Raw genomic sequence first — 23643 nt, forward strand, 5'->3', positions numbered from 1 at the left:
TCATGCCCGGTTCCGTCTCCGCACGCGCGGAATCCGCCACCTACGCGGTCATCGGCGCAGGCCTCACCGGTGCCTCGGTCGCGTGGCGACTGGCCCAGTCGGGTGCTGACGTCATCGTGCTGGAGCGCGATGTGCCGGCCTCCGCGCAGGGCAGCTCCCACGGGTCGGCGCGCATCTTCCGCTACGGCTACCTCGATCCGTTCTATGCCGGTCTCGTCGTGGCGGCTCGTCGTTCCTGGGATGAGCTGGAGGCCGCGAGCGGTCGCCGGCTCATCACGCCCAGCGGGGCCCTGGACTTCGGATCGGTGCGCGATCCGCGTGCCCTTGCGGACGTTCTGGAGAGCGTCGGGGTGGAGCATGAGCTGCTTGACCGCGCGGAGGCGGCATCGCGCTGGCCGCACCTGGACTTCGATACCGAGGTGCTGTGGCATCCCGGTGCCGGTGTGATCGACGCCGAGGAATCGGTGCTCGCGATGCTCGATCTCGCGACGGCCTCCGGGGCGCAGGTGCGTACCGGGTGGGAAGTCGTTTCGGTGGCCCATCGCGGCAGCGGGTACGTGCTCGCCTCGGCCACCGGCGAGACCCTGTACGTCGAGCAGGTGATCGTGGCCGCCGGCGGCTGGCTGCCCGCTCTCCTGCGCGATCTCGACCTGCCCAGCACTTTCGCCCGATCCCTCCCGGACTTCGAGGTGCGACAGGAGAACGCCTTCCACTTCCCCTATCGCGCACTCGCCGACCAGGGGGAGCCCGCCCCGGGCGAGTCGACGTCCTGGCCCACCTTCATCTACAAGGGGGAGGGCATCCAGACCTATGGCCTCCCGGGTGGCCGAGACGCTCACTTTCGCGGGCAGAAGGTGGCGGAGTACAACGGCGGCAGACGGATCGTCTCGGCCTACGCGCAGGACGGGGTCGTCGACCCGGCGAACCGCGCGCGGGTCACGCGCTTTGTCGCGGCCTTCGCGCCGGGGCTCGTCCCGGAGTCGTATGAGGAGACCACGTGCCTGTTCACCAACGTCCCGCGTGACGACATGATCATCGACCGGGCCGCCGGCATCACGATCGTCTCGCCGTGCTCGGGCCAGGGAGCGAAGTTCGCACCGCTGCTCGGTGAGATCGTGTACGACCTCGTCACCGGCACCGCTCCCGGCGCGGAGCGCTTCCGTGCGACAGGTCAGCGATTCGCGGCGGTGGTGTGATGACGACAGCTGCTGATGCCAACGCCCTCCTCGCCGAGATCGCCTCGATCGGAGTCGACGCCGTGCGCGGCGGATACTCCCGTCCGGTGTTCTCGCCCGCCGAGCTGGAGCTGCGCGCGTGGTTCCAGCTCCACGCCGAGCAGCGCGGACTCGTCGTGGAGACGGACGGAAACGGGATCATCTGGGCCTGGTGGGATGTCGAGGGTTGCGATCGCACCGATGTCATCGTCACCGGATCGCACCTCGACTCGGTTCCGGGCGGCGGCAATTTCGACGGGCCGCTCGGTGTCGCCAGCGCCCTCGCGGCGGTGGATCTGCTGCGCGAGCGCGGCGTGGAGCCCTCGCGTCCGCTCGCCATCGCGGTCTTTCCCGAGGAGGAGGGATCGCGATTCGGCGTCGCGTGTCTCGGCTCTCGGCTTCTCGCCGGCGTCACCTCACCTGAGCGGGTGCGCGAACTGACAGATGAATCCGGTCGCGACTACGCCACGGTGTCCGCTGAGGCGGGCTTCGACCCTCGCACCATCGGTGCGGATCCCGCTCGCCTTGCCGCGATCTCGGCGTTCGTCGAACTGCATGTCGAGCAGGGCCGCGGACTCATCGACCTCGGTGAGCCGGTCGCGCTCGCCGGCGCGATCATCGCCCATGGCCGGTGGCACGTGCGCATCGAGGGACGCGGCGACCACGCCGGCGCCACACGGATGGCGGATCGACAGGATCCCGTCGTCGTGGCAGCCGAGACGATCCGCGCCCTGCGGGTGCACACGCTCGTCATCGACGACGCCCGCGGGACGGTGGGCCGCATGACCGTCACCCCCGGCGGCACCAATGTGATCGCGTCTGCGGTGGATCTGTGGCTGGATGTGCGGCACCGCGACGAGGACGCTGTGCGGCGCATCGTCAGCGAGGTCGCCGCGGCCACCGGTCGCGCGGCGGACGCGGAGGGCTGCATCGTCACCGTGACGGAGCAGTCGTTCTCCCCGACGGTCGCCTTCGACGCCGCTCTGCGTGATCGCATGCAGGGCGTCCTCCCCGACGCTCCGGTACTCGACACGGGTGCCGGCCACGACGCCGGTGTTCTGGCGGAATCCATCCCCACCGGGATGATCTTCGTCCGCAACCCCACCGGGTCTTCGCACACCCCCGCGGAGACCGCCGAGGCGGCAGATGTCACGGCGGGCGTCGCGGCGCTCACCGCCGTGCTGCAGGACCTGCTCGCCCCCTGACACCCGTGCCCGGCACCCGAAGGTTCCGGGCCACCCGACTTGCATCACGAAAGGAATGACATGGACATCACCTCACAGGTGAACACCGGCTGGATGCTCACCGCAACCGTCGCCGTGACGCTCATGCTCCCCGGACTCGCGCTCTACTACGGCGGACTCTCCCGCACCAAGAACATCCTGAACACCATGATGATCGTGCTCGGCGGCTTCGCCGTGACCGCGGTGCTCTGGGTGCTGTTCGGCTACGGCCTGACGCTCGGCAACTCGATCGGCGGCGCCGGTCTGCTGGGCGACCCCACCAACCTGTTCGGAATCCAGTCGCTTCTGGGCGCGGAGACGCCGGAGGGCGCTGTGCCGGCGATCCTCATCGCCGTCTTCCAGCTGATCTTCGCCGGCCTCACCGTCGGCATCATCGGCGGCGCGGTCGAGGGACGTATGAAGTTCTCCGCCTGGCTGATCTTCTCCGGGCTCTGGGCCACGCTGGTGTACTTCCCGGTGGCGCACTGGGTGTTCGCGTTCGACTCGGCGGACGGATCGACCATCGGCGGCTGGATCGCCAACCGACTGCACGCGATCGACTTCGCCGGCGGTACCGCGGTGCACATGAACGCGGGTGTCGCGGCGCTCGTGCTCGCCTTCTTCCTCGGCAAGCGCCAGGACTTCCCGCACGTCGGTCGTCCGGGCAACCTGCCGATCGCCGTGGTGGGCGCGGGCCTGCTGCTGGTCGGCTGGTACGGGTTCAATGGCGGATCGTCGGGCGGTATCAACGACAGCGCCGGCGTCGCCGTGACGAACACGCTCATCGCGGCGTGCGCGGGTCTGCTCGGCTGGCTCATCATCGAGCGCATCGTGCGCAAGGCGGCGACCTCGCTCGGTGCCATTTCCGGTGTTCTCGGCGGCCTCGTCGGCATCACACCGGCGGCCAACTCGGTCTCCCCGATCGGCGCGGTGATCATCGGGCTCCTCGCCGGCGTGGTCGCCTTCGCGACCCTAGGGCTCAAGGAGAAGCTGGGCTATGACGACGCGCTCGACGCCGTTGCGATCCACATGTTCCCCGGCATCTTCGGCACTCTCGCCATCGGCTTCCTGGCCGACCCGTCCTCTCCCGCCGGCGCCGCGGGCATCTTCTTCGGCGGCGACTGGAGTCTGCTCGGCACCCAGGCGCTCGCGATCGTCTCGGTGTTCGTGTACACCTTCATCGTGACGGCCCTCATCGCCTGGCTGCTGAAGATCACCGTGGGTCTGCGGGTCAGCCAGCGCACCGAGCGCACGGGCCTGGACACCACGCTGCACGCCGAGACCGCCTACGACCTGGACGACGTGCGCTCCTGAGCGCCGCGACCGAGACAAGGACACGATCATGAAGCTCATCACCGCAGTTCTGCAGCCCAGTGCGCTGGAACCCGTTCGCACCGCGCTCGCGGAGGTCGGGATCACCGGCATGACGATCTACGACGCGAAGGGTCACGGCGGGCAAGCCGGAAAGGTGGAGGTCTACCGATCCCAGCGTATCCGGGTCGACTTCCTCCCGAAGATCTCACTGGAGATCGTCGTCGCCGACGAGGAGGTAGATGCCGCAGTGACGGCCATCCAGGAGGCGGCCCGCACGGGGGCGATCGGCGACGGCAAGATCTGGGTCACCGACGTGCTGCAGGTCATCCGCGTGCGCACCGGTGAGACCGGGCCCACCGCGATCCGCTGACGTGGCGTCGTGAACGCAGGAGCATGTGGCGAGTTCATGATGAATCCGGCGGATTGGTCATTGGCTCGCCGCATGTTCCTGCGTTCGCGAGCGGGTGGCAACGATGGCTGAGGTCGACGTCGTACGGCCGACGGATGTCGCCGCCGAGCCATGGGCCAACGGCCTCGGGATCACCCGGGTGCTGGTGTCGCGACCGCACTGGCGGATCAGCGTCGCCGAGATCGACGCGGTGGCGCCGTTCTCGTTCCTCCCCGGCCGTGATCGGCTGCAGATCCCGCTGACCGCTGCCGGGGTGACGCTGAAGATCGGAGCGGAGGCTCACCGGATCGGACAGGGTGTGCCGGTGTGGTTCCGCGGGGAGGACAGCGTCGTGGGCCACCCGCCGGACGGGGGCGCGACGGTGCTCAACGTGATGACCGATCGTGCGCACGCGGCGCTCCGGCTGGAGCTGGGTCGCAACGCGGTGTTCACGGGTGTCGACGCTGTCGTGGCCCTCAGGAGCACCCGCATCGGTGGTCGCGATGAGCCGCCGGGCACCGTTGTGCTTCCTGCCCGTCGCCCCGTGCGCATCGCGTCGCCGCACTCCGTCGCCGTCCTCCGCTGGCTCGCCCCCGACGCCTGATCGTCTCTCCTCGCGCTCGCCGTACGCCGGATCACCGAACGCTCCTGAGCCCCTCGTTCGCCGGATCGCCGAGCGCTCCTCGGCCCCTCGTCCGTCGGATCGTTCGGCGCCGGGTCCCTTCGGCGCAGATATACCCCGCGAGACTTCCGTCTGTGGGCGAGAATCCGCGCAACGCGGCGATTGTCGCCCACAGACGGAAGTCTCGCGGGTGATGGGTTTGGCGAATCTCAGACGGCGTAGCGGCGGAGGGCGCTGGCCAGGACGCTGAAGCCCTCGATGAGCTGGCCCTCGTAACCGCTGGGGGTGCCGTCGGCCATTCGCCAGTCCACCCCCGACCCCAGCCCACCGAAGGCGGTATCGTCGGCGATGGTGGTGGCGAGGCCCTCCAACACCCGATCCGCGAGCTCGGTCATCCCGACACGATCGAAGGCGTCGACCAGGACCCGGGCGCCGTGGTGCGAGTAGCCGCCCTGCTGGTAGCTTCCCATCGGGAGGCCGAAGATCACGCCGCCGATGTCCTCCTCCGGGATGCGCCAGAGGTTCAGCGGGATTCCGTTGCGGAAGTCGGTGAGACCGATCTCCGTCCACGCATCGGCGAGCGCGGTGAGCACGGCACGAGCGTCCTCGGGATCGAGCAGCTCGCCCGCACATGCGGCGCCGTTCACCACCGAGAAGCCGTAGTCGTGCAGCGCACCGTCCTGCGACCTCCAGCCGGCGATCAACCCCGTCTCCGGATTGCGGAACTGTGCCAGATACGACGCACGGAGCAACGCAGCAGACGACGCCACACGACCGGCCAGCTCCGTCTCTCCGAGGCGTGCGAGAAGCGGCTCCCAGAGCAACCACATCTCGTGCACCACGGCGTTCGCCCACGCGTCCTTCCAGCCGAAGGAGATCACGTCCGCCCAGGCGGTGCTCCACTGATGCTGTCCGGAAATCCCCAGACGGATCATGGATTCCACCAGCCCGTCACCGTCGACGTCGCGGGCCAGCATCGCCTCCAGCTCTCGCACGAGCGGGTCCCGGTTCGCGCTGAACCACGCGTCGCCGTCGGGGGAGGATCGGACGAAGCGCGCGGCCGCCGCGAGCGTGTTGGCCGCCATCTGCACGTACTCGTCCTCCAGGCGATGCGGGCCGTGCGAGGTCGCGCCGCTGCCGTAGCTCGGTGCGCCGTCGAGCCAGCGCTGCAGCGAATCGCCCACCCACACCATCGGTGTGATCCCGTCTGCGTCGCGCAGGTGCTCGGCGATGGCCGAGACGTCCGCCAACGACGTGGTGCAGTGCATCGACGCGCCGTTGTTGGAATAGGTTGTGGTGTCGGGGCGAAAGGACAGCGCCGTGAGGGTGTGACGATGCACCATGCGCGTGACCGCCGGCGACGCATCATCGGACAGCGTCGACAGTCGCGGCGCGCCGATGCGGAAGTCGATCTCCGCGGTGTGCGTCCCGGCCGCCAGCACATAGTCGCCGAAGGTCGTCGGCGTCTCGCCGAGCTTGAGCTCCAGTGTGTTGGTGTCCAGGGGCCGGACCGAATCACTCCGCCACAGCGCCTCCGCGGTGGCCGAAACGCGAAGCGTGCCGTAGCGCGGAAAATGCCAGGTCAGCGGCCCGGAGATCAACCCCGTCTCGCCCTGGAACGTCGGCGCACCGAGCGCCTCCGACGGAGTCACGCGGTTGTCCGTGGCCACGTGCCAGGCCGAGCTCGTCCACGCACGGCGCTCGCGGTCCGATCGCCGCGTCGCCCGCAGCCGGATCCCGTCGCGTTCCACCGTGAACGCCAGCGTGTACTGCTGCCCGGCGGTGTCGCTGACGAGGTCGTACGTGACTGTGTTGCCGCTGACCGTGGTGCTGCCGCGATAGTCCGACCGCAGGAAGCCGAGCGGCATCGTGCCGTCGATCGCGGTGAAACGCGGCCCCTGCCCCAAGTACTCGGCGTTCTGGTCGCGCAGCACCGGATAGACGCCCGACGGATACACGCCGCTCCGCACGATGTCCATCGATCGTGGCAGCTGCAGGAGGTTGCGATCGGTGCGACCCTCGCCGTCGTCATCGAGGCCGAGGTGAGACCAGGCGGGGGAGATCAGACGGAAGCCGACGGACAGGAACGGCGTGCGGAAGCGCACCTCCGTCTGCGACACGGTGGCGCTCACGTCATCCGGCAGCTCGCTGACGTCGATGCCCGCGACATCGAGGCGACCCTCCGGCGACGGTTTCCACGTGGGATCGACCGTTCCCTCCACCGTGATTCCGGTGGTGACGAGGTTCCATCCCGGCCACCACTCGTCGGTCGCCGCCCGGCGGGCCTGCGCCACGAGCGCGGTGGTGGTGAGACCGTCGAGCTCGAGCGTGGCGCCCTGCGCGAGGACGGTGTCGGCATCGCCCGTGAGGCGTCCCACTTCCCGCCAGTTCTCGCCGTCTGGCGCGTACAGCCGCAGGTCGAGCACGGCGTCGCGCTCCTGCCCGCTGGCGCACTTGTGATACCCCGGAGCAGCACCCACGCGGACGCGGTGGATGGTGGCCGGTCGATCGGTGAAGAGGGCGCGACTGTGGAGGATGCGCCGGGCCGGCGCACCCTCCTCCGCGGGTTCGGGAGCTGTCCACAGTGATCGGGTATGCAGGCGCACCGGGGAAGCGGGTTCGAGCTCCCAGGACGGTGTCGCCAACGGGTGGACGAAGAGATTGGCGATCACGACGGAGGCCTTTCCAGAGCGTTGACGGCCCGAATCTAACGCACTCCCACCAGGAACGGAAGGATCGTTTTCGGAATCCGTTGACCGGAGCGGATGTGCTGTCCTATAGTTCAGACAAGAAGTTGCGAAATCGATTGTGCAACTGGCTTTCGAATCGCCCCCCGTCCCACCGAACGAGACGATCCCGCTACCCGAGGGGTCGACAGTTCGGGCTCAACGAAGAGAAACGGAAAACAATCGTGGTGACACAGCGAGGCCGCAAAGGCCTGATCCTGGCGGCCGGTGCGGCCGTCCTGTCCTTGGCGCTCTCCGCTTGCGGCGCGTCCTCGGACCCCGCTCCCGCGGGCAGTGACGGCGGCGAGTCCTCGGCGGCTCAGGAGCCCGTCGAGCTGCGCATGTCGTGGTGGGGTTCGGACGCTCGTCATGAGAAGACGAACGCCGCCCTCGACCTGTTCGAGGAAAAGAACCCCGGCATCACCGTCGTTCGCGACTTCGGTGGCTTCGACGGCTACCTCGACAAGATCACGACCCAGTACACCGGCGGCAACTCGCCCGATGTGATCCAGTTCTACAACGAGGTGCTGCGCGAGTTCGCCTCCCGCGGGCAGACCGTGGACCTCAACGACGCGGTCTCCGAGGGCAACCTCTCGCTGGACGGCTGGCCGAAGGACCTGCTGGAGACCAACACGATCGACGGCGCCCTCAGCGCGCTGACGTTCGGCCTCAGCACCCACGCCTTCATCTTCGATGAGACGAAGTCCGCCGAGTACGGCGTGGAGGTGCCGAAGGAGGGCTACACCTGGGACGACCTGAAGACCTACGCCACGGCCATCTCGGCGGCCTCGGGCGGCACGGTCTACGGCGTCACGGACCTCTCGCACAGCTACCAGGTGTTCGAGGTGTATGCGAAGCAGAACGGCGAGGAGTTCCTTACCGCCGACGGCATCGGATTCACCAAGGACACCCTGGTGGACTACTGGGACTACTGGAGCGACATGCGCGAGGCGAAGGCCGCCACGCCGCCCGACGTCACGAGCGAGTACGCGTCGCCGTATGACGCCGTCGTGCAGGGCACGGCGACCTCCACGTTCCTGTTCGCCAACCAGTACGCCGGTGTTGTCGGCACCGCTCCGAACCCGCTCGCGCTGACGCGCATGCCGGGCGAGGGCGACACCCCCGGTCAGTACCTCCGCGCCGCGATGAACCTCATCATCTCGAGCCAGTCCAAGCATCCCGCCGAGGCCGCCAAGCTGGTGAACTTCCTGCTCAACGACCCCGAGGCCAATGCGATTCTCGGCATCGATCGCGGTGTGCCGGCCAACGCCGATGTGGTGAAGGACGCGACCGCGGACGTCGACGAGGCGAACGCCAAGGCCATCGAGCTGATCGAGAGCGTCCGTGAGAACGGCGCTGCCGCACCCGTGCCCGCGCCGACCGGTTCCGGCACCGTGAACACGCTGTTCGCGGAGTTCGCGCAGCAGGTGCAGTTCGGCAAGCTCTCCGCGAGTGACGCGGCCGACCAGTTCCTCGCGCAGGCGAAGAGCGAACTGGGCTGATCCGACATGGCTCTCTCTGCTGACCGGCTGACGGCCGACGATCTGCCGTCGCAGGGTGACGAGCCGCACGTGGTGCGGGGGACGCAGCGCCCCCGCACCACGCGGGGACCGCGTCGCCGCGGCGGACTGCGCGCCGCGCGCCTGAACGAGCGGATCGCTCCCTACCTGTTCCTGCTGCCGTGGCTCATCGGGTTCTTCGTGATCACCCTGGGCCCCATGCTGTACTCGCTGTACCTCTCGTTCACGAACTTCAGCATGCTCGCGCCGCCGAAGTGGGTGGGCGTCGACAACTACGTGAAGCTGTTCACGAACGATCCGAAGTACCTGGAGTCGGTCAAGGTCACCCTGATCTACGTCTTCGTCTCGGTGCCGCTGCAGCTGGCCTTCGCGCTGCTGCTGGCGATGATCCTCAACCGCGGCCTGCGTGGCCTCGCGGTCTATCGCTCGATCTACTACCTGCCCTCGCTGATCGGCGCGAGCGTCGCGATCGCGGTGCTGTGGCGGCAGATGTTCGGGCACAACGGTCTGATCAACCAGATCCTCGGCATCTTCGGCATCGACGGACAGAGCTGGGTCGGTTCCCCGGAGACCGCGCTCGGAACGCTGATCATCCTGAACGTCTGGACGTTCGGCTCTCCGATGGTGATCTTCCTCGCCGCTCTGCGACAGATTCCCAACGAGCTGTACGAGGCCGGAGCGGTGGACGGTGTGGGCACCTGGCAGCGCTTCCGCTACATCACGCTGCCGATGCTGACGCCGGTGGTGCTGTTCAACCTGATCCTGCAGCTGATCGGCGCGTTCCAGGCCTTCACGCCGGCGTTCGTGATCTCCGGCGGCACGGGCGGGCCGGTCAACTCGACCCTGTTCTACACGCTCTACCTCTATCAGCGCGGTTTCACCGGCTTCCAGATGGGCTACGCCAGCGCCATGGCCTGGGTGCTCTTCGTGGGCATCGCCGCCGTGACGGCCGTGAACTTCTGGGCCTCGAAGTACTGGGTGCACTATGACGACTGAGATCACCACCGACTACTCGCGCGACGTCGCCGACGGCTTCCGCCGCAACCGGCGCGGTCGCAACGCGCTGCGTCACCTGCTGCTCATCGGGGTCGGCTTCGTGATGCTGTACCCGCTGATCTGGATGCTGGGTGCCTCGTTCAAGGACGGCGCGCACATCTTCACCGAGATCTCCCCGCTGCCGAACCCCGTGGTGCTGGAGAACTACGAGCGCGGCTGGCGCGGCTCGGGAATCGGCTTCGGCACGTACTTCCTGAACTCGACGATCGTCGCGGTCCTGTCCGTGGTGGGCAACCTGTTCGCCTGCACGCTCGCCGGCTACGCGTTCGCTCGCCTGAACTTCAAGCTGCGCGCCTTCTTCTTCGCCTGCATGATGGGCACGCTCATGCTGCCGCATCACGTGCTGATGGTGCCGCAGTACATTCTGTTCGCCAACCTCGGCTGGGTGAACACGTTCCTACCGCTGATCACGCCGAAGTTCCTCGCGGTCGATGCGTTCTTCGTCTTCCTCATGGTGCAGTTCCTGCGCGGACTTCCGCGTGAGCTCGACGAGGCCGCGAAGATCGACGGCGCAGGACCCTGGAAGACGTTCTGGCACATCGTGCTGCCGCTGACCATCCCCGCGCTCGCCACCACGGCCATCTTCACGTTCATCTGGACCTGGAACGACTTCCTGACCCCGATGATCTACCTGCAGGACCCGCGCACGTACACGGTCCCGCTCGGCCTCAACGCCTTCCTCGACGCCAACGGCGACAACGCCTGGGGGCCGATGTTCGCGATGGCCGTCCTGTCGCTCGGCCCGTTGTTCGGCTTCTTCCTGGCCGGCCAGAAATACCTCACCACCGGAATCGCCACCACAGGTCTGAAGGGATGACCACACTGATGAAGAGAGCACGGATCGCCGTCGTCGGCGCCGGCGGAATCGGCGCCGCAGCTCACCTCCCCGCCGTCACCGCACTGTCGGACGAAGCTGAGCTGGTCGCGATCGTCGACCTCGACCCGGCACGTCTGGCCGACGCCGTGGAGACCTTCGGTCCCACGCGTGGCTACGCGGATCTCGGCGAGATGCTGGCCGCGGAGCGACCGGACATCACGGTGATCGCCACTCCGCCGCACCTGCACGAGCCGCTCAGCATCCAGGCGATGGAGGCCGGATCGTGGGTGTTCTGCGAGAAGCCGCTGACCGGCTCGCTCGCCTCGGCCGATCGCATCCGTGAGGCCGAGCAGCGCACGGGACAGTGGTGTGTGACGGTGTCGCAGTTCCGCTACTCCGGGGGTTCGCGTCAGGTGCGCGATGCTCTCGCGGCGGGGACCTGGGGTCGTCCGCTCCTCGGTGTCGCGCACACCAGCTGGTATCGCGGTCCCGACTACTGGGAGGCCGCCTGGCGCGGGAAGTTCCGCACCGAGTTCGCCGGAGCCACCACCAGCCAGGCTCACCACGCGATCGACCTGCTGCTCTGGCTGATGGATTCGCCGTGGGAACAGGTGGCCGCCTACGCCGACACGCTGTCGCGGCCGATCGAGGTGGAGGACGCCAGCGTGGCATCCGTCCGCTTCCGCTCCGGCGCGCTCGCGACGATGCTCTCCACGGTGCTGAGCCACAACCAGGAGACGCGCCTGCAGGTGATGGCCGAGGACGCCACGGTGGACCTGCACACGCTGTACATGCCGCTGCTCGACGAGTGGTCCGTGCGCCGCACGGATGCCGACGGCACCCGCGTGGTGGAGGACTGGGCGGAGCCCGAGGAGCCGGTGCAGGCCCACCGGGCGCAACTGGCGAACATCCTCGCGCACTGGCGCGACGGGCGTCAGCCCGAACTCACATGCGCCGAGGCGCGCGAGACGCTGGAGTTCCTCACGGCCCTGTACAAGTCCTCGGCGGTCGGTGCTCCGGTGACCCGGGGCGAGATCGCCGCGGGCGATCCGTTCTACGAGGCGCTCGATGCCGCAGGACCCGCGCGGGCGGAGGCGAAGCATGCCCTCCGTTGAGACTTCTGAGGTTCGGATCCAGCACGCGCCGGACGGTGTGGACGTCAGCATCGGCGACGATCTGATCGCGCACTACGCGCTCACGTCCGACGTGAGCCGCGTTGATCTGCCCAAGCCGCACTTCCATCCGCTGCGCACCCGCGGTGGGGTGGAGATCACCGGGTTCGCGCCGGAGGATCATCCCTGGCACCACGGACTCCAGTTCGCGTTCCCGCGGGTTGACGGCCACAACCTGTGGGGCGGAGGCACCTTCCACGATCTCGAGCGCGGATACACGGTGATCGACGATCACGGATCCCTGTCGCACGAGGGCTGGGACGATGCGGATCGGCTTTCGGAACGAGTCCGCTGGCGCGGACGCGACGACGAGGAGCTCATCGACGAACGCCGCCGGTGGACGATCGTTCCGCTGAGCGTGGACGGCACCGACGGTTACGCGCTGGAGCTGGACACCGAGCTGCGCAGCCTCACCGGCGCCGACGTCGCGCTGTCCACGCCGGCTGGCCGTGGCCGACCCGATGGCGGCTATGGCGGTCTGTTCCTGCGGCTCGGGGAGAACTTCGCCGCCGAGGGTCTGTACGGCGAGGATGGCGAGATCACGGCCTCCGGTGCCGAGTCCCGCACGCTCGTGGTGCATGGACGCACGGGTGACGGCGCCGCGGTCACCCTCGGGCTGTCGTTCCGTGATCCGTCGGCTCCCGGCGCTCAGGCGTGGCTCTACCGCTTCGATCCGTTCTCGGCGATCGGATGGGCCAGCGCCTACCACGAGGATCTGGTGCTCCCCGCCGCCTCGCCCTTGCACTTCCGGCACCGCCTCCTGGTGCTGGACGGGCACGTCGACCCCGCGGCAGTGCGCGCCGCGCTGTAACGTGCCCCCGCGGTGCGGGGGCGGACCGACCCGAGCGGCAACGCCGGCCCGCCCCCGCACCGCGGCCCCTCACATACCAAGCGAGCGCCGCTGAACACCCCCCGGGTTGCTGAGCGAGTGCCAGCGAGGCGCAGTGCCTTCGCGCGATGCGCTGTTCTGCATCCGCGACTCAGCCTCGTCTCGCTGAGTCCCGTCATCTCGCTCGCTCCGCAACCGAGGGCAAGCTCAGTCTGCGACCGGAGCGGTGGAGCCGCGCTCGTGGAGGACGGGGCGGGGCTGGCCCACCACGACGTCCTCCAGGGCGGTGCCCCCGAGGTGGTCCAGCAGCATGCGCGCGGCGATGCCACCGGCGGCGTGCATGGGCATCGCGACGGCACTGATCGCCGGAGTGGTGTACTCGGCCACCCACGCGTCCTGCACGCAGATCAGCGACAGCTCATCCGGGACGCTCACGCCCCCGGCCAACGCGGCCGAAAGCGCGCCGACGGCGGCGTTCGTGCTCGCAGCCACCACCGCGGTCGGGCGCTCGTCGACGGACAGCAGCCGTCGCATCGCTGCGGCACCCTGCGGCGCCTCCCAGCCTCCCGGCTGAATCCACTCCGACCGCGTCCGCATGCCGAGCGCCGCGATCGAGGTGGTGAATCCTTCGAGACGACGTGCGGCCGCATCGTGCTGATCCGCGCCGGCGATGAATCCGACATCCCGATGGCCGAGCGACACCAGGTGCTCCAGTGCGACGGCCACGGCGCGGTGGTCATCCAGCGCCACCGACCCGACGTGCCCGTCCAACCGAGAGTTGAACAGCACCACGGGGATCGGAAGCTCGATGAGCTGGCCGAGGCTGTCGTCGCTGACGCCCTCGGCGCGCTGCAGGATCACGCCGTCGACGCGTCCGTTGCCGACCAGCGCCGCGAGGCCGTTGCGGCCGCCGCTCTGCGCGTTGAGCTGACCGAGCAGCACGGCCGACCCCTGGGCCTGACAGGTCTCCTGCACACCCGCGTAGAGGCTGGCGAAGATGGCGTTGTTGACCTCCGGCACCACAAGGCCGACGGCACCCGAGCGGGACAGGCGCAGGGCGCGGGCACGATGATCGGGCACGTAGTTGAGGCGGGCGGCTGCTTCCAGCACGCGCTTACGGGTCTCCGCATTCACGCGGGCGTCAGCGTCAGCGTTGAGCACCCGTGAGGCCACCGACGGCGAGACTCCCGCCGCCGCGGCCACGTCCTTGAGCCGCGTCATGGATCCCAGGTTAGCGCGCTGTACCAAGGGAGCTCCCGGCGGCCGTCATGGCTTCGCGAACGCGTGCGACGGGAACGTCGCGCAGGGCGACGCCGTCGTCCAGCGACAGAGTCGCCGCGAATCCGGCGGCGGCGCCGTACTCGAAGCACTGGGCGGTGACGCGCGCAGAGGCGAGCGCCTCGTGGTCGGCACCGAGGCATCGGCCCGCCACGATGACGTTCTCGACGGCCTCCGGCAGCAGCGATCCATACGGGACGTCGTACCAGTCGTCCAGGAGCCAGTGCAGGCGCGGGCGCGCTCCATCATGCAGTTCGATGGGCCACGGCGAGCGCACGATTCCATCGTCGCGCTTGCGCAGCTCCACCACGTCCGCTGCGGTCAAGTCGGAGACCGAGGCGATGCTGCGGGTCTGGCGGATGCCGGCCTCCACGCCGGTGTCGACGACGTGCGCGTCCGCGCACCCCGCGATCTCCTCGGCGAAGAAGCGCGCATAGGCCCGCACCTGCCGGCGGCCGGCCGTCTCGGCGATCGTGAAGTCCTCGGGGTCGATGACGTTGAGCACCCGTCCGTCGGGCGCCGACAGCCGCGTGGCGTTCACCATCAGCTCGCCGGTGCGGGGCGTGCGGAAGACCCAGATCTTCTCGCGGGGGAGGTCGGCTCCCGCGTCTCGCTGCTCCCTGATGCGGTCCGTGACCCAGGGTGGGCAGATCGTGTCGTCGCCGAACGCCTCCCAGAAGCGATCCGTATCGACCCCGCCCAACCGGAAGAACATGGTGGGGTTCTGGATGCGTCCGGCGTCGCCGAAGCGGTAGTCGCCACCCATCAGCGCCACCACGGCGGCATCCCCCGATGCGTCGATGATGCGGCTGGCGTGCACGGCGACTTCCCCCGCAGCAGACGTGATCACGACGCCTTCGCAGCGATCACCATCGGCGATCGCGCGAGTGACGGCGGCATGGAAGACCACGCGAACTCCCGCTGCTGCGAGCAGATCGTCGGCCGTCTCCCGCCAGCGCAGCGGATCGTGCGCCACAGTGAAGGTGCGGCCGTATCGCTGGGGCGCGGTGAGGCCGCCACGGTGATCCAGCTCCCGGCGGAAGCGCTCGCTGAAGCCGTGGACCACCTGCACCGGACCCTGCGTCGCGTCTTCGCTCGCCAGGTACAGGCCGCAGATCGTGCCCGACATCCCCGCTACGGCGGCGCCACCGGCGAATCCATAGCGTTCCACGACCATCACCGATGCTCCCGCTTCCGCGGCGGTGACGGCGGCGGCGACCCCCGCGGGTCCTGCGCCGACCACCAGCACATCGACGTGGGCGAGGACGGGCAGCGTGTGATCCGGGCTCAGGGGCGGGGGAAGGCGCCACCGGTCCAACAGCGGCGACGTGTGCGGCGGCAGCATGCGATCACCGCCCGATCCACACCGGCGGACGCTTCTCCACGAACGCGCGCACGCCCTCCCGGCCGTCGGCGGAGCCGAACAGCGCGAGCAGGCCTTCGCGCTCGATGCGGTATCCCGCATCTGCGTGGTGGGCGGCGGTAATCGCGTGCTTGGCCGCCGCGAGAGCCGCCGTGGGCCCGGCGGCCAGCGCTTCCGCCACGTCGTCGACGGTCTGATCCACCTGAGCAGCGTCCGCGACGAGCCGCGCGATCAGCCCGGCCTCGTGCAGTTCCGTCGCCGTCAGCGCATCGCCGAGGAGGATCGCACGCTTCGCCCGTGCCGGTCCAAGCTGAGTGGTGAGACGCTGTGTGCCGCCCCAACCGGGGATCAGCCCGAGCTTCAGCTCCGGCAGTCCGAATCGCGCGCCCTCGACGGCGATCACGATGTCGGCGGCGAGCACCAGCTCGAAGCCGCCGCCCAGCGCGGTGCCGCCCACGCCGGCCACGATGATGAGGTCCGTGCGCGTCAGTCGCTCGCAGAGCCCCCGGGCGCGATCAGTGAACACGCGCAGCGCGACCGGGTCTTCCGCCGCGTCCCGGTATCCGGCGATATCCGCGCCGGCGCAGAACATCGGGCCATCCGCCGTGATGACCAGGACCGCGGCTCCGGCGGATTCGGCCTCGTCCAGCGCCGCGTGCAGCGCGTCGATCATGGCGGCCGTCAGCGCGTTGCGCTTGTCCGGCCGGTTCAGGATCACGTGGTGCACGCGACCGGAGGTGCGGACGATGATCTCACTCACGATGCGACTCCCTGTTCGAAATGCCCCTCGATGGCCTCGGCGCTGTAGCCCAGCTCGGCGAGGATCTCGCGCGTGTGCGCGCCCAGCGCCGGCGGGATGGTTCGCACGCCCGGCCGGACGCCGCCGTAGCGCACGGGATGGCGCAGCACGCGGACGGCTCCGGCAGCCGGGTCGTCGAACTCGTCGAAGGACTCGTTGTGCGTCACCTGCGGGTCCGCCATCACGTCGGCATACCCGTTCACCGGTGCAAACCACATCCGCGCGGCCGTGAATCGTTCGGTCCAGTCCGCGGTGCTGCGGGTGAGCATGTGCTCTGCCACGCGAGTGTTGATGTCGTCGCGCGCCTCGTAGGCCGCGCCGCGGTCGGTGAGGAAGTCGTCGTCCTCGAACACCGTGGCCAGCAGCTTCGCGGAGGTGAGAGAGATACAGAGGTGCCCGTCCGCGGTGCGGAAGACACCGTACGGGGCGGTGTAGTAGATCGACGAGACTCCGGCGCTCGAACGCTCGCCGGTCAGTCCGTTCAGCGCGTACGTCAGCGGCTCGATCTGCAGATCCAGCGCGGCGTTGAGGAGGTTGCTCTCCACCCGGGTGCCGCGCCCGGTGCGGGCGCGACCGTGCAGCGCGGCAAGGATCCCGAACGCGCCGAGCACGCCGGCGTGCTGGTCGACGATGCTGGCGCCCACCGGCGTCGGCGGCGCGTCCGCCCCGCCCGTGGCCGCGGCGAGTCCGGACAGCGCCTGGATCAGCACGTCCTGACCCGGTCGGTCGACATACGGTCCATCCGACCCGTAGCCGGACAGGGAGGCGTAGACGATCCCGGGGTTGAAGGAGGCGACCTCGTCGTAGCCGAATCCGAGTCGATCCAGCGTGCCGGGTCGGAAGCTCTCGATGAGCACGTCCGCGTCGGCCAGCAGGTCCCGCACGATCCCGCGGGCATCGGGATGCTTCAGATCCAGCGCCATGCTGCGGATGTTGCGATTGCCGAGCGCGAAGAACGGGCTGTAGCCGTTGAGGAACCGATCGGGCGCGCTCCACGACCGCTCGAAGGCGCCGGAATGAGGCTCGATCTTGATGACGTCTGCACCGAGGTCCGCCAACAGCTGCGTGGCGGACGGACCCTGCAGGAAGTGGGTGAAGCTCACCACCCGGATGCCGTCGAGCATCCGCGGGTTCTCAGAAGATGCCATTGCGCACCTCGAACTTGCTCGGCTTGCCGTACGCGGGCTTGCCGGAGCCCACCCACTCGGCCACCCAGCGCAGCATCGGCTCCAGCGTCACGACGGGATTTCCCAGTAGGTCGGCGGCGGCGTCGCAGTTCACGAACAGGGCGTTGTCCGATTCGCTGCCGTCGAACACCGGCTCCACGCCGAACAGCTCCCCGAAGCGCGTCGCCACGTGCCGCACGCTGATGCACTCCGGTCCGCCGATGTTGATGGGGGTGGCCGGCGTCTCCACATGGCGCAGCAGCCGCGCGAAGTGATTGATCGCGTCCCCCTGCCACTGGATGTTGACGTTCCCCGTCGCGAGGGGGATGACCGACCCGTTGCGCACCCAGTTCGCGATCTCCTGCAGCACGCCGTAACGCATGTCGATCGCGTACACGAAGCGCACCAGGCGACCCGGCGTACCGTGCAGACCGCTGAAGTACTGGAAGGTGCGCTCGCGGCCGACCACGGAGTTGGCGTACTCGCCGGGACGGGCCACGGGCGGGGTCGCCTCCGTCACGCCGCCGCGGCGCGGGTCGGACCAGGGGTACACGTGGATGGTGGACAGCGCGACGATGCGCGAATCGCGGAACGTGTCGGCCACGATCGCGGGCGCGAGGGTGTTCATCGCCCACAGGAAGTCCTCGCGGCCGCGATAGTCGAACTTCAGGCCCGCCATGTAAATGATGTTTCGAATGCGGGGAAGCGCAGCCACTGCTTCGCGGTCGAGCAGGTCGCAGACGATCGTCTCGACGCCGTGCGAGCGCAGTCGCTCTTCTCCGCCGGCTTCGGAGAATCGCGAGACACCGATCACGCGCTTGTCGGGGGCCGCACGCTTGGTCATCCGCGCCAGGGAGAACCCCATCTTGCCGGCGACGCCGAGGATCATGATGTCGCCGTCGAGTGCCGCGAGGTCGGCTACGGTCTCCGCCGTCGGCAGCGACATGAAGTCCTCGAGGTGCTCGACGTCGCGGAAGGCCTCGGGTAGCGAATCGCGGGTCAGCAGGGGCGTCGTGGGTGATGTCATTGCGATCCTCCAGGGGTGTCCAGCCAGCGGGAAAGGTGAGCCGCGACGAAGTCGTCGTCGGCGAGATCGGGATGTTCGCGCCAGACGCGGTCGATGGCTTCGAGCTGTCCGGGAGAGAGGGTCTCGTCAGGGTCCAGGCACCACGTGCCCTCGACGAGACCCTGGCGGCGCAGCACTTCCAGACACCCGGGAATGCAGCCCGCGAAGTCGTGCTCGGCGTCGTAGATGGCGGCATTCGCGTCGGTCACGCGCGAATCCAGCGCCAGCAGGTCCGGGGGCACGGCGCCGGCGCGGACCGCGCGGCGGAGAGTGTCGAACTGGGCGACGGCGGCGTGAGTCCATACGCTCCAGTGCCCGAGCAGTCCGCCGGCCACACGCACCCGCACCAGCTCGTCGTCGTGTGCGACGTCGAAGGGCGCGAGCAGATCGAGCACGATGTGGTCGTCGTTGCCGGTGTACAGCGTGATGTGCTGCTCGGCACCCGCAGCGACCACAGCGCGCACGATGTCCAGGGTGCGGTAGCGGTTGAACGGCGCCATCTTGATCGCGACGACCGAGGGGATCGCGGCGAAGCGGCGCCAGAAGTCGTACGACAGGTGGAAGCCGCCGACCTCGGGAAGAAGGGCGAAGCCGATCACGGGTGCGACCTCGGCGACAGCGGCGCAGTGCGCGAGGATGTCGTCCTCGTCGGCTCCTCGCCATGCGGCCACGTTCAGCAGGACCGCGTGGTACCCGTGGGACAGCGCCAGCTCGGCCTCAGCGATGGCCTGCGCGGTGTCGCCGATGACGCCCGCGACCAGCACGGGCTCACGATCCGCGTGCTCCCGGGCGACCTCGGCGGAGATCCGCAGCACGTCGGGGAAGAGTCCGGCGGCGCGGATCCCGAACTGGGTGGTGTGCACGCCGACGGCCAGCCCATCGGCACCCGCGTCGAGGTAGTACCGGCTGATCGCGCGCTGGCGGCGCTCATCGAGTCGGCGGTCGGCGTCGAGCGCGAGGGGATGCGCGGGAATCACCCCGCCTCGCGCGAGCAGACGACGGGCAGTGGCGACGCGCTCCTCATGCAATCGATTGCTCATGGGGCTCCAGGGTGGGGGTATCGGGTTGGGGGAGATCAGTCGATGCCGCGGGTGGCGTTCTCGACGGTGAGGGCGGGAAGCGTGTCGGGGTGCGGCAGGGGAATGAGCCCGAACGGCGCGGCCCGCGCGGAGCGCGTCGATACGGCCCCGTCGGTGACGAGAAGTCGCACGCGACCGTCCTGATGCGCGTAGAGGTCGGGGTGTGCATCGGCGAGGCGCTCGGTGAGGTCGTCGCCGAGATCGGCCTGCCGACCGAAGTAGTGGTGCCCGTTGCGCTCGATATGGGTCAGGCCGAGCGTCGCCGCGACCGCGATGTCCTGCGGGACGGTGATGGGTCCGAGCGTGGCGAGATCCTCCGCGGTGAGGATGGTGGGGCGGGTGCGGCCGCGTTCGGTGATGAGTGCGGCGTTCGCGACGCCGCGGAACACGCCCTTGCATCCCTTGTACGTGCCGCCGGCGTAACCGAGGTCCATCGCTTCTCGTACCGTGGTGACGGCGTCGTCGGACTCATCGATGATGACGCGGGTGCCGCGCGGCAACGCACGCAGGGCATGACTGACCGCGGGGTCCAGCGCCACCGATCGGGCGAACGGCTGCTCGATGGCGATCAGCCCGCTCGCGAACCAGTCGCGCAGATCGTCGTCGGCCGTGAGCGTTTCCCACCACTCGGTGAGGTCGTCCGCGCGGGTCATCGACTCGTTGCCGTCGATCGTGAAACGCGCGTCGATCCCTTCTTCACGGGTAAGGGCTCGAATGCGGCGCAGGCGCTCGGTGTCCTCGTCGGCGCTCGCGCGGGTCTTGATCTTGAGGTGGGTGAGTCCGTATCGCCGGATCGACGACACCAGGCTCACCGGCAGCGTGTCGGGGGAGGCGCCGGCCTCGGCATCGGTGAGTGGGTCGCCGAGGCCCACGGTGTGTCGCACGTGCAGGCGGTCGACCGCTTGCGGCAAGAACGCGGTTCCGCGCAGTTCGTCGTGGATCGCTGCGGCGTCGAAGCCCAGCACGCCGGTGGCCAGCGCGGCCGCGAAGGGCGTCTCCTCCAGGCGGCAGACCGCGTCGATCACGGCGCGCTCGACGAGTGCGGTGCCCAGCCCGCTGAGAAGTCCGGGGATGTCGTGCGCGCGACCCCAGTCCGCCTGCGCTTCGTCCAACTGACGCCACAGCGCGAACGCGCTCGCGGCCCGCAGGTCGATCGCGGTGCGTACCGCGTTGTCGATGACGGCGACCATGTCGCGCAGGTCGTCGCGGAAGGCGGAGTGCGGATCCTTGGTGAACCACTTGGGGGGAAGCTGTTCCGCCGCGAAGCCCAGCGCCGAGCGTCGCCCGTCCGTCACGCGCACCTCGATCACCGCGTGCGGCGCGCGAGTCATCTCGGCGATGCCGTACCGGAACGGGATGCGCGTGTCGGTATGCGCGACCCGCGCCGTGACTTCGGTGATCTCGTACACATCAGCTCCATCGGTGATCGATGCGACTCTAGCGAAGCACAATCGATTGTTCAATAGTTGTGCGCAACTCCCCTCCCCGCGAGACTTCCGTCTGTGGGCGACAATCGCCGCGTTGCGCGGATTCTCGCCCACAGACGGACGTCTCGCGGGGGTGACGTGCGGGTTCGGAGCGGCAGGACGGGGAGATGGGGCATGAACTCTGACCGACTCAGTGCATGCGGGCGAGGGTTTCGGCGACGCGGGAGGTGCGCAGCACGTGCGCGTGCGCCTCCGGGGCCAGCGTACGCAGGCACGCGAGCATCGCCTGGTGCGTTGCCGGGACGTCGATCGTGGTGGGCAGGAGCGGCTCGTGATGCGCGATGCGATTGCGCAGATTGTTGATCGCGGCGATATCGCGATCGATGAGGCGACGCGACGTGCGCTGCGGATAGGCGCGGTGCAGATAGGGAACCCAGACCGTCTTCTCCATCGCCGCCGTCGTCAGCTGGCGCCAGAACCCGAACGACAGCTCCGCGATCACCTTGCCAGGAGTCGCACGCCCGTAGCCGCAGCGGGCGATCGCCTCATCCACGCTCTTTCGGTTCACCTCGTTGACGTCGGTTCCGCGCTTGATGCCGTTGACCTCTCGCGTGCGCCAGATCGGCGTGACCACGGGGGAGTCGGGGTGCAGCAGCCAGTGCGTGGAGTGCGGCCACGACTGCATGATGGCCGCGTCGTAGGCGTTTCGCAGCGCCACCTCGAAATGGGAGATGTCGTGCATGAGCACCTGCGACAGCTCAGAGTTCCACTCGTACAGTCGCAGCGCCTCGCCGCGATCACCGGAGCATTCATCGACGTAGCGCTGGAAGCGGGCTCCGCTCAGCCACGAATCGATCCAGAGGTCGGACATGCAGCAATCGTCGCGCACGCACACCGGTGTCCGATGCCGCCTGTGGACAGAGCAAAGCCCCGGCGACTTGGTCGAGATCCAGCGGTCCACACGGGGCTTACACGGTCATCGTAGACCACCGCGCGTGTCCCGCCCACGGGATCCACAGTTCGATTCGGCCCCAACGTCCCGCCGACCGCGTAGCGTGGGAGCATGGCGACCAAGGATCTGACCCTCTCCGACTTCGAGTCGACGGTGAACGACAACGACATCGTGCTCGTCGACTTCTGGGCATCGTGGTGCGGTCCGTGCCGCATGTTCGCGCCCATCTATGACAAGGCCTCCGAAGCCCACCCCGATGTGGTCTTCGGAAAGGTTGACACCGAGGCCGAGCAGCAGCTCGCCGCCGGGTTCCAGATCACGTCGATTCCGACGCTCATGGCCTTCCGCGACAACATCCTCGTCTTCGCCCAGCCCGGCGCGCTGCCCGAGCCCGCGCTGGAGCAGGTCATCACCGCGGTGAAGGGTCTCGACATGGACGACGTTCGCCGCCAGATCGCCGAGCAGGAGGCCGGTGCCGCCGACGGCGCGCAGGTCTGACTCCGCCGAAAGTCGGAAACGTCGCCCGCAGAGCGCTTCGGGCGGCGTTTTCCAGCTTTCGACGTCTGTCACGCGGCGTCATCCTCTGTCGCAGCGGCCCGCGGGCTGGAGCGGGATTCTTAGGCTGGATGCATGACTGAGACGATCACTGTGGGCCCGCTCATCCTCGGCGGCAATGTCTTCGGGTGGAGCGCTGACCGCGACACCTCCTTCCGCATCCTGGACGCATTCGTGGACGCCGGCGGCACCACGATCGACACCGCCGACGTGTACAGCGCGTGGATTCCGGGCAACTCGGGCGGCGAGTCGGAGACGATCATCGGCGAGTGGCTGGCTGCGCGTCCCGGTGTGCGCGACCGCGTGCAGATCGGAACCAAGGTGTTCTCGCTCGAGTCGCGTCCCGGCCTGTCCGCGGCGAACATCGCGGCGGCACTCGAGGACTCGCTGCGTCGCCTGCAGACCGACCACATCGACATCTACTTCGCCCACCGGGACGACCCGAACGTGGAGCAGACGGAGACGTTCGGCGCCTTCGACGCGGCCGTGCGCGCGGGCAAGGTTCGCACCGTCGGCGTCTCGAACTTCGAGCCGGCTCGCATCCGTTCCGCTGCGGCCATCATCGCCGAGAACTCGCTCACGCCGATCTCGTTCGCTCAGGACCAGTACAACCTGGTCGAGCGCGATGCCGAGGCCGAGCTGATCCCCACGTTGCTGGAGCTGGGCATCGGCGAGGTGCCGTACTTCGCCCTCGCCGCCGGCTTCCTCACGGGCAAGTTCCGACCGGGTGCCGATGTCGACACGGCGCGCTCGAACTCCGCGCGCTACCTCGACGACCCCCGAAACCTCGCCCTGCTGGAGGTGCTGGACGGCATCGCCGCCGCGCACGACGTGCCGGTGACCGCCGTGAGCCTGGCCTGGCTGCGTTCGCGTCCGTCGGTGGCCGCACCCATCGCCTCCGCGCGCACGCCCGAGCAGCTTCCGGCGCTGGTGGCATCGTTCGATCTGCAGCTCACCGACACCGAGCTGGACGCTCTCACGGCGGCCTCGGCTCGCTGACCCGAACACACAGGCCCATCCCCGAGGATCGCGCTCGGGGATGGGCCTGTTCGCGCCGGTCGTGTCGTGCGCGAAGGC

Annotated in this window: 21 protein-coding genes; 12 read left to right on the top strand and 9 right to left on the bottom strand. The window is 68.9% G+C overall.

Going from position 1 to position 23643, the window contains the following annotated elements:
- Positions 1–2 precede the first annotated feature (2 nt).
- The 5 genes from ABTV68_RS00645 to ABTV68_RS00665 all read left to right on the top strand — a co-directional run bounded on the left by ABTV68_RS00645 (position 3) and on the right by ABTV68_RS00665 (position 4743).
- Entirely contained in the window at positions 3–1196 is a 1194-nt protein-coding gene (locus ABTV68_RS00645) for an FAD-dependent oxidoreductase (RefSeq protein WP_433675686.1), read from the top strand.
- On the top strand, positions 1196–2419 hold the full coding sequence (locus ABTV68_RS00650) for an allantoate amidohydrolase (protein ID WP_433675687.1): 1224 nt from the start codon (positions 1196–1198) through the stop codon (positions 2417–2419). Before ABTV68_RS00645 ends, ABTV68_RS00650 begins: the two co-directional genes overlap by 1 nt.
- Positions 2420–2479: 60 nt before the next feature.
- Positions 2480–3751 (top strand): ammonium transporter, encoded by a 1272-nt coding sequence (locus ABTV68_RS00655; protein WP_433675688.1) that lies wholly within the window; start codon positions 2480–2482, stop codon positions 3749–3751.
- 28 nt (positions 3752–3779) lie between these two features.
- Positions 3780–4121: a P-II family nitrogen regulator gene (locus ABTV68_RS00660; RefSeq protein ID WP_433675689.1), complete on the top strand. Its 342-nt coding sequence runs from the start codon at positions 3780–3782 to the stop codon at positions 4119–4121.
- Between the two features lie 103 nt (positions 4122–4224).
- Complete coding sequence (locus tag ABTV68_RS00665) at positions 4225–4743, top strand: HutD family protein (protein WP_433675690.1); 519 nt, start codon at positions 4225–4227, stop codon at positions 4741–4743.
- Between the two features lie 227 nt (positions 4744–4970).
- Here the strand turns inward: ABTV68_RS00665 and ABTV68_RS00670 are convergent, their stop codons facing one another.
- The gene (locus ABTV68_RS00670; protein ID WP_433675691.1) at positions 4971–7433 is read right to left on the bottom strand and encodes a hypothetical protein; all 2463 of its coding nucleotides are present in this window, start codon (positions 7431–7433) and stop codon (positions 4971–4973) included.
- 242 nt (positions 7434–7675) lie between these two features.
- Here ABTV68_RS00670 and ABTV68_RS00675 point away from each other — a divergent pair, with 242 nt between their 5' ends.
- Genes ABTV68_RS00675 through ABTV68_RS00695 form a run of 5 tightly spaced genes read left to right on the top strand, consistent with a single transcriptional unit; the run spans position 7676 to position 12863 of the window.
- The gene (locus tag ABTV68_RS00675; RefSeq protein WP_433675692.1) at positions 7676–8989 is read left to right on the top strand and encodes an ABC transporter substrate-binding protein; all 1314 of its coding nucleotides are present in this window, start codon (positions 7676–7678) and stop codon (positions 8987–8989) included.
- Between the two features lie 6 nt (positions 8990–8995).
- Positions 8996–10003 carry a carbohydrate ABC transporter permease gene (locus ABTV68_RS00680; RefSeq protein ID WP_433675693.1) on the top strand — a complete coding sequence of 336 codons (1008 nt, stop codon included), beginning with the start codon at positions 8996–8998 and terminating at the stop codon, positions 10001–10003.
- A complete protein-coding gene (locus ABTV68_RS00685; protein ID WP_433675694.1) occupies positions 9993–10880 on the top strand; it encodes a carbohydrate ABC transporter permease in 888 nt (295 codons plus the stop codon). Before ABTV68_RS00680 ends, ABTV68_RS00685 begins: the two co-directional genes overlap by 11 nt.
- Positions 10877–11995 (top strand): Gfo/Idh/MocA family protein, encoded by a 1119-nt coding sequence (locus ABTV68_RS00690; RefSeq protein ID WP_433675695.1) that lies wholly within the window; start codon positions 10877–10879, stop codon positions 11993–11995. The genes ABTV68_RS00685 and ABTV68_RS00690 overlap by 4 nt, the downstream gene beginning before the upstream one ends.
- On the top strand, positions 11982–12863 hold the full coding sequence (locus tag ABTV68_RS00695; protein ID WP_433675696.1) for a DUF6807 family protein: 882 nt from the start codon (positions 11982–11984) through the stop codon (positions 12861–12863). The genes ABTV68_RS00690 and ABTV68_RS00695 overlap by 14 nt, the downstream gene beginning before the upstream one ends.
- A 225-nt stretch (positions 12864–13088) precedes the next feature.
- Here ABTV68_RS00695 and ABTV68_RS00700 read toward each other — a convergent pair whose 3' ends face one another.
- The 8 genes from ABTV68_RS00700 to ABTV68_RS00735 all read right to left on the bottom strand — a co-directional run bounded on the left by ABTV68_RS00700 (position 13089) and on the right by ABTV68_RS00735 (position 21930).
- A complete protein-coding gene (locus ABTV68_RS00700) occupies positions 13089–14102 on the bottom strand; it encodes a LacI family DNA-binding transcriptional regulator (protein ID WP_433675697.1) in 1014 nt (337 codons plus the stop codon).
- A 10-nt stretch (positions 14103–14112) separates the two neighbouring features.
- The gene (locus tag ABTV68_RS00705; protein WP_433675698.1) at positions 14113–15504 is read right to left on the bottom strand and encodes an FAD-dependent oxidoreductase; all 1392 of its coding nucleotides are present in this window, start codon (positions 15502–15504) and stop codon (positions 14113–14115) included.
- 4 nt (positions 15505–15508) lie between these two features.
- Positions 15509–16282, bottom strand: coding sequence for an enoyl-CoA hydratase/isomerase family protein (locus ABTV68_RS00710; RefSeq protein WP_433675699.1), 774 nt, complete (start codon positions 16280–16282; stop codon positions 15509–15511).
- Positions 16279–17469, bottom strand: a complete 1191-nt coding sequence (locus ABTV68_RS00715; RefSeq protein ID WP_433675700.1) for a CaiB/BaiF CoA transferase family protein — start codon at positions 17467–17469, stop codon at positions 16279–16281. Before ABTV68_RS00715 ends, ABTV68_RS00710 begins: the two co-directional genes overlap by 4 nt.
- Complete coding sequence (locus tag ABTV68_RS00720) at positions 17456–18514, bottom strand: NAD-dependent epimerase/dehydratase family protein (protein ID WP_433675701.1); 1059 nt, start codon at positions 18512–18514, stop codon at positions 17456–17458. The genes ABTV68_RS00715 and ABTV68_RS00720 overlap by 14 nt, the downstream gene beginning before the upstream one ends.
- Positions 18511–19593 (bottom strand): dihydrodipicolinate synthase family protein, encoded by a 1083-nt coding sequence (locus ABTV68_RS00725; protein ID WP_433675702.1) that lies wholly within the window; start codon positions 19591–19593, stop codon positions 18511–18513. Before ABTV68_RS00725 ends, ABTV68_RS00720 begins: the two co-directional genes overlap by 4 nt.
- Before the next feature lie 35 nt (positions 19594–19628).
- Positions 19629–21041 (bottom strand): hypothetical protein, encoded by a 1413-nt coding sequence (locus ABTV68_RS00730; protein WP_433675703.1) that lies wholly within the window; start codon positions 21039–21041, stop codon positions 19629–19631.
- A 208-nt stretch (positions 21042–21249) separates the two neighbouring features.
- Positions 21250–21930, bottom strand: coding sequence for an Abi family protein (locus tag ABTV68_RS00735; protein WP_433675704.1), 681 nt, complete (start codon positions 21928–21930; stop codon positions 21250–21252).
- A 192-nt stretch (positions 21931–22122) separates the two neighbouring features.
- On the opposite strand from ABTV68_RS00735, the gene trxA reads away from it, so the two are divergent.
- Positions 22123–22509, top strand: coding sequence for a thioredoxin (trxA, locus tag ABTV68_RS00740; protein WP_433675705.1), 387 nt, complete (start codon positions 22123–22125; stop codon positions 22507–22509).
- Between the two features lie 132 nt (positions 22510–22641).
- Positions 22642–23565, top strand: coding sequence for an aldo/keto reductase (locus ABTV68_RS00745; protein WP_433675706.1), 924 nt, complete (start codon positions 22642–22644; stop codon positions 23563–23565).
- The last annotated feature ends 78 nt before the right edge of the window (positions 23566–23643 follow it).

The sequence above is a fragment of the Microbacterium gorillae genome, assembly GCF_050990725.1.
In the GTDB taxonomy this organism is placed as follows: domain Bacteria; phylum Actinomycetota; class Actinomycetes; order Actinomycetales; family Microbacteriaceae; genus Microbacterium; species Microbacterium gorillae_A.

What these genes read in the sequence shown, in the direction of transcription:
- ABTV68_RS00645 (WP_433675686.1), top strand. Translation starts at nt 3, where the DNA reads ATGCCCGGTTCCGTCTCCGCACGCGCGGAATCCGCCACCTACGCGGTC.
- ABTV68_RS00650 (WP_433675687.1), top strand. Translation starts at nt 1,196, where the DNA reads ATGACGACAGCTGCTGATGCCAACGCCCTCCTCGCCGAGATCGCCTCG.
- ABTV68_RS00655 (WP_433675688.1), top strand. Translation starts at nt 2,480, where the DNA reads ATGGACATCACCTCACAGGTGAACACCGGCTGGATGCTCACCGCAACC.
- ABTV68_RS00660 (WP_433675689.1), top strand. Translation starts at nt 3,780, where the DNA reads ATGAAGCTCATCACCGCAGTTCTGCAGCCCAGTGCGCTGGAACCCGTT.
- ABTV68_RS00665 (WP_433675690.1), top strand. Translation starts at nt 4,225, where the DNA reads ATGGCTGAGGTCGACGTCGTACGGCCGACGGATGTCGCCGCCGAGCCA.
- ABTV68_RS00680 (WP_433675693.1), top strand. Translation starts at nt 8,996, where the DNA reads ATGGCTCTCTCTGCTGACCGGCTGACGGCCGACGATCTGCCGTCGCAG.
- ABTV68_RS00685 (WP_433675694.1), top strand. Translation starts at nt 9,993, where the DNA reads ATGACGACTGAGATCACCACCGACTACTCGCGCGACGTCGCCGACGGC.
- ABTV68_RS00690 (WP_433675695.1), top strand. Translation starts at nt 10,877, where the DNA reads ATGACCACACTGATGAAGAGAGCACGGATCGCCGTCGTCGGCGCCGGC.
- ABTV68_RS00695 (WP_433675696.1), top strand. Translation starts at nt 11,982, where the DNA reads ATGCCCTCCGTTGAGACTTCTGAGGTTCGGATCCAGCACGCGCCGGAC.
- ABTV68_RS00700 (WP_433675697.1), bottom strand. Translation starts at nt 14,102, where the DNA reads ATGACGCGGCTCAAGGACGTGGCCGCGGCGGCGGGAGTCTCGCCGTCG.
- ABTV68_RS00705 (WP_433675698.1), bottom strand. Translation starts at nt 15,504, where the DNA reads ATGCTGCCGCCGCACACGTCGCCGCTGTTGGACCGGTGGCGCCTTCCC.
- ABTV68_RS00715 (WP_433675700.1), bottom strand. Translation starts at nt 17,469, where the DNA reads ATGGCATCTTCTGAGAACCCGCGGATGCTCGACGGCATCCGGGTGGTG.
- ABTV68_RS00720 (WP_433675701.1), bottom strand. Translation starts at nt 18,514, where the DNA reads ATGACATCACCCACGACGCCCCTGCTGACCCGCGATTCGCTACCCGAG.
- ABTV68_RS00725 (WP_433675702.1), bottom strand. Translation starts at nt 19,593, where the DNA reads ATGAGCAATCGATTGCATGAGGAGCGCGTCGCCACTGCCCGTCGTCTG.
- ABTV68_RS00735 (WP_433675704.1), bottom strand. Translation starts at nt 21,930, where the DNA reads ATGTCCGACCTCTGGATCGATTCGTGGCTGAGCGGAGCCCGCTTCCAG.
- trxA (WP_433675705.1), top strand. Translation starts at nt 22,123, where the DNA reads ATGGCGACCAAGGATCTGACCCTCTCCGACTTCGAGTCGACGGTGAAC.
- ABTV68_RS00745 (WP_433675706.1), top strand. Translation starts at nt 22,642, where the DNA reads ATGACTGAGACGATCACTGTGGGCCCGCTCATCCTCGGCGGCAATGTC.